Annotated in this window: 3 protein-coding genes; 2 read left to right on the forward strand and 1 reads right to left on the reverse strand. The window is 62.2% G+C overall.

Annotated features, from left to right (window positions below; genetic code table 11):
• Positions 1-1,673: potassium/proton antiporter (locus tag VK804_RS15870; RefSeq protein ID WP_325371860.1), on the reverse strand; the 1,673-nt coding region annotated here is incomplete at its 3' end.
• A gap of 228 nt (positions 1,674-1,901) precedes the next feature.
• Between VK804_RS15870 and VK804_RS15875 the strand changes: the two genes are divergently transcribed.
• Together VK804_RS15875 and map are read left to right on the forward strand one after the other, a co-directional pair.
• Positions 1,902-3,212, forward strand: a complete 1,311-nt coding sequence (locus tag VK804_RS15875; RefSeq protein ID WP_325371862.1) for a mechanosensitive ion channel family protein — start codon at positions 1,902-1,904, stop codon at positions 3,210-3,212.
• A gap of 1,253 nt (positions 3,213-4,465) precedes the next feature.
• Positions 4,466-5,290: a type I methionyl aminopeptidase gene (gene map, locus VK804_RS15880; protein WP_325371864.1), complete on the forward strand. Its 825-nt coding sequence runs from the start codon at positions 4,466-4,468 to the stop codon at positions 5,288-5,290.
• Positions 5,291-5,744: the final 454 nt, after the last annotated feature.

Below are 5,744 nucleotides of genomic sequence, written 5' to 3' on the forward strand. Positions count from 1 at the left end.
CCGCCGGAGATGCTACGCGCCACCAGCGTGATCGGATCGAGTTCGAGCGTGGCGCCTTCCTTTGGCGCGTTGTCGAGGTGAATGTCGAAATAATCGGCCAGCGTCTGTTTTGTCTGCTCTTCACCCACCGCTACGCCGTAAATTTCGGCGAGTTCCCCCAGCGTGTGCTCACCGGAGACGGTGAAATCACCGAGGAGATGCGGGTCGGGCGCCGAACTCGGCTGCATGTCGACAAAGAACCGGTCCAGCGCCTCGGCCTTTTCCGGCGGCGCCAGCAGATAGAGGTAGTCGCCGGGGCGCACGGGATCGGCCTCCACGGGCGACAGGATATGCTGGTCACGGATCACCAGCGTCGGCTTCGACCAGGATGGAATGAGGCCGCGCCGGAAATACAGGCTTTTCGGCCGCACCGAATAGCCGACCAGTTGCTGCTCGAGCTGGCCGGGCAGATCGAGCTCAACGCGGCGCGGCCCGCGCTCGGCGCGTGGCAATGCGACGTGCAGCTTTCGCGCGGCGGCGGCGAGCGTCCAGCCTTGCAGCAAGAGCGAGATGATGACGACGACAAAGGCGACGTCGAAATACAGATAGGCCTTCGACAGTCCGACCAGCATCGGGATCGACGCCAGGAAGATCGCGACCGCGCCGCGCAGGCCGGTCCAGGCAATGAAGAGTTTTTCCCGCCAGTTGAAGCGAAATGGCGCCAGGCACAGAAACACCGCCAGCGGGCGGGCGATCAGCATCAGCGTCAGCGCGACCAGGACGGCCGGGACGATGCTGACCATCAGCCGTTGCGGCGCCACCAACAGCCCGAGCAGCACGAACATCACGATCTGCGCCAGCCAGGTGGCGGCGTCGAGAAACGTCACCACCGAATTATGCGCCCGCGTCGGCCGGTTGCCGATGATGATGCCGGCGAGATAGACCGCGAGAAATCCGGAAGCGTGCGCGATCTGCGCCGCGCCGAAGATCACCAGCGCCGCGGTGGTGACGAACGGCGCATGCAGGCCCTGCGGCAGCGCCACGCGATTGAGCGCCAGCACCACCAGCCGGCCGCCGATCACACCGGCTATGGCGCCCAGCACGGCCTCGCGGCCGAATTCGAGCGCGACATGCCATGCCGAGCCCTGGCCGACCGAGATGTATTCGACCAGCATCAGGGTGAGAAACACCGCGAACGGATCGTTGGTGCCGGATTCCGCCTCCAGTGTCGCGCCGACGCGGGGCCGCAGCCGCAGGCCCTGCGCGTGGACCAGCAGAAACACCGCCGCCGCATCGGTCGAGGCCACCACCGCGCCGACCAGGAGCGACTCGGTCCAGTTCAGGTCGAGCGCATAGCGGGCGACCGGCGCGGTAATCAGCGCGGTCAGCAGCACGCCGATGGTGGCGAGCGCCATCGACGGCGCCAGCACCGCGCGGATGTTCTGGAACCGGGTCCGCAGGCCGCCGTCGAACAGGATCAGCGCCAGCGCCACGGAGCCTACGAGATAGGTGGTACGGACGTCGTCGAAGTCGACATGGCCCGGGCCGGATTCGCCGGCCAGCATGCCGATCAGGAGAAACACCAGCAGCAGCGGCGCGCCGAAGCGCAGCGCCAGCAGGCTCGACAGGATGCCGGCCATCACCAGGACGGCGCCGAGCAGGATGGCTATGCTGACCGAATCGAGCGAGGCCATGAATCCCCTGAGATCACCGCAAATACCTGGATTTGCATCCTTATCGTCGCCACACTTCGACGCCAACTCATTTTCCGCCGAAGCCTGCGATATGCCCGGTTTTGCCGGCTCTCGCGCGCCGCACCGGCGTCTTGCGGCGATGGCGCGGCGTCCGCCGGTATGGAAATCTGCTGGATATTCGAATCAATTTTGTTCAATGCTCTGCCGAAAGCCAAAGAGATTTTGCCGATGGATCCAAGCGACATCCTTGATTTTGTGCACGCCACCGCGCGCTCGGTCGGCGCCGAAATCACCTCGCCCTGGTTCTATCTGCAGTTCGGGCTGATGCTGGCGGCTGCCGGCATCGCGCTGGCGACCAATGCCGCGATTCGCGCGCGCGTCGACATGACCTCGTTTGCGACGGGCTGGCCGCTGCCGCTGCGGCATTTTGCCCGCGTACTGGTCGAGAGCGCCTCCACCGCGGTGTTTGCGATCCTGGTGATCGCAGCCCGCGTCGCGATGTACCATTCGACCTGGCCGAGCCGGAGTTACCTCTTGATGGTGGCGGCGAAGCTCGCGGTGGCGTGGCTGGTGATCCGGCTCGTGACCTCGGTGATGCGCAACGCCTTCATCGTCCAGCTGGTGTCGCTGACGGCCTGGGCGGTGGCGGCGCTGAGCATTATCGGCCAGCTTGGTCCCGCGATCGACGCGCTGGATTCAGTCTCGGTGGTGCTCGGCGGATTGCGGCTGACGCCGCTGCTGCTGATCCAGTTCGGGGCGCTCCTGATCGCAGCGCTGTGGCTGACCAACATCGCCTCCAATTTCGCCGAAAGCCGGATCAGTCGCTCCACCGACCTGACGCCGTCGGTGCAGGTGCTGCTGATCAAGATGATCCGGCTCGGCCTGATCATCGTCGCGATCGCCATTGCGATGAGTGCGGTCGGCATCAACCTGTCGGCGCTGGCGGTGTTCTCCGGCGCGGTCGGCGTCGGCATCGGCATCGGCCTGCAGAAGATCGTCGCCAATTTCATCAGCGGCATCATCCTGCTGGCGGACAAATCGGTAAAGCCCGGCGATCTCGTCACCATCGGCGACTCGACCGGCCGCATCAACGAGATGAAGACGCGCTATGTCTCGGTTGCCGCCGGCGATGGCCGCGAATTCCTGATCCCGAACGAGGATCTGGTGACCCAGAAGGTCACCAACTGGACCTACACCGACAAGAACACGCTGGTGAAGGTTATCTTCGGCACCAATTACGACGCCGATCCGCACCTGGTCTGCAAGCTCGCCATCGACATTGCCGCGGCCGCGCCGCGCGCCATCAAGGGCAAGCCGCCGAGCTGCCTGTTGACCGAATTTGCCGAGGCAGGGATGAAATTCTCGCTGACGTTCTGGATCGCCGACCCCGACGGCATGGACGGCGTCAAGAGCGAGGTGATGCTGGCGCTGTGGGAGGCCTTCAAGCGGGCGGACATCAGGGTGCCCTATCCGGTGCGCGAAATCGTCATCCGCGGCGGCGCGCTGCCGGTCGAGACCGCGCCCGGGGTTTCGAATTAGTGGTCGCCGACGTACCGCCGACTCAGCAACTCGACGACCTCCAAATACAAGGTCAAGCTCTTCTTCTGTGGAGAACGCGTAAAAACTCGCTCGACACAAAATAGTTCCCGGCTCACCTTTTATCCTACTGCAAGCCCAAGCCGGACCTGCGTTCGCAACGTGGCAATCAGCTTGGACACCTTGCAGCCCACGCCCAGCTGACCTGGCCCGTCCCTAACACCCTTGGGACCGTACCCATGTTGGCAAGGGAGCGACGTGGGGCTACCTGAGGCGGTTCTAGAGCGTCAACGGTGGGCCGATGCACCCATGAACGAGCGGTTGTCATCTCGTTCCGATGGGGCGCTTACCGCAACCCTTACGGGCTGCGCCGGCGTGGCCCGAGGGCTTCAAAATGAAACCTCGGATCACACTAACCATCAACGTCAACATTGCAGCGTGCCTCTTTGGTATCGCGGCAATTATTAAAGCGTTGGTGTAACAGGGGGGCAGGAGTTCGTTCGCTTGAACGGACTTCTGCTTCTTTGCTTATGACGACCGGTATTGGCGGAAACTCAATTCCGAATCGCTGTAGCGTGTTGCGCTATCTTGGCAACCCCGATAGCCGAAGCGGAAGCAATTCTAAATATCTTTGGCGATACAAGAACGGGGTCGGGCATCGCGAGATGCACGTCAATTTGGGGGGACGGCAATGGCTAATTTGAAAAGGCTATATCCCGTGCTCCCTTACGGTAAAAGCCTAAGATTCGAGTCGAGTTTGATCTGAATAAACCGCAAACGATTGCTGTTCATTATACAGGAAAACGCACAACGAATTTCCTCAGAGTTAATGACTCGTTCAATGAATCGAATCGATCATTGGGCATGGAGATACTTTACGCGCTGACGGCGGCTTTTTTTACAGTGGGCACGATGCTCTACGCCCTGCGGTGGTGCGTGCGCCAACTCCGCGGTACAGCGAAAGACGGTACAGATTTAATTTTGGAGTTGAGGCGCCTTCAAAGGGCATTGTCCAAGAAACGGTCGCAAATTTGGATTATCGATGACGATTCTCGATCAATCTCCGCTGAGTCCCAACGACGCGATAATCTACTTCCGCCCCGCTGAGGACATGGGACCCGAAGGGTGTCGCGGTTCTAATCGGCCGATGGCCTCGACCCATGCGAGGGGTGCCCCCAACCTCCGCTTGCTACACCGCGCCCCGATCACTAAATTAGGGTGCTTATCACCCCGTCCTTAGAAGATACGATCCATCCATGAGCTACGTCGAAGCCTCCGATACCTCGCTCCGCAAGACCGGGCAGATCAAGCTGCACGGGCCGAGCGGCTTTGCCGGCATGCGCAAGGCGGGCGCGCTGGTCGCCACCTGCCTCGATGAGCTGACCGACATCGTCAAGCCCGGGCTGCCGACCGCCAGAATCGACGAATTCGTCCGCGAGTTCGCCTTCCGCCATGGCGCCTACCCGGCGACATTGATGTATCGCGGCTACCGCTATTCGACCTGTACCTCGATCAATCATGTGGTCTGCCACGGCATGCCCGGCGACCGCCAGTTGAAGGAAGGCGACATCGTCAACATCGACGTCACCTTCATCGTCGAGGGCTGGTATGGCGATTCGAGCCGGATGTATGCGGTCGGCCCGATCGCGCGCAAGGCCGAGCGGCTGATCGAAGTCACCTATGAGGCCATGATGCGCGGCATCGCCGCGGTGAAACCCGGCGCCACCACCGGCGACATCGGCCATGCCATCCAGAGCTTTGTCGAGCCGCAGGGCATGAGCGTGGTGCGCGATTTCTGCGGCCACGGGCTGGGGCGCATGTTCCACGACGAGCCGAACATCATCCATATCGGCCGGCCCGGCGAGGGCGTGACGCTGAAGCCCGGCATGTTCTTCACCATCGAGCCGATGATCAATCTCGGCAAGCCGCATGTGAAGATTCTGTCCGACGGCTGGACCGCGGTGACGCGCGATCGCTCGCTGTCGGCGCAGTTCGAACATTCGGTCGGCGTAACCCCCAACGGCGTCGAAATCTTCACGCTGTCGCAACGCCATGCCGAGAAGCCGCCTGCCGTCATTTAACCGGCGACAGGTTCGGCATTTATTACAGCTCGTGATGCCCCGCGGTTCTGCCCGGCCGCGACGAAGCTAAAATCACTGTAGAACTGCCGGAGCGAGCCCGAAGAAGCTGACCCCATTTCCGGTCTGCCTCAAGGGACTGATGGCTCGTCGCCACGCCGCAGCAACGTCTTTCGCCGGAACACCGAACTCGTTCGCTAGAGCATGATGAGATCAGCCTGATCTGCAACGGCAACGGAGGCGCGCTCCCTCTCCCCTTGTGGGAGAGGGTTGGGGTGAGGGGTTCAGGTCCATCGATAGTCCGTAACCCCTCACCCGGATCGCATCTAACGATGCGATCCGACCTCTCCCGCAAGGGGAGAGGTGAGGAGGACGCGAGCGAACGATGCCAAGTCAAATAAGCTGATCCGACAACGTCTCCGGTTCGGGCACGGTCGCCTGAAATGCGGCGGTAGCC

Source organism: Bradyrhizobium sp. (assembly GCF_035484855.1).
Lineage (GTDB): Bacteria > Pseudomonadota > Alphaproteobacteria > Rhizobiales > Xanthobacteraceae > Bradyrhizobium.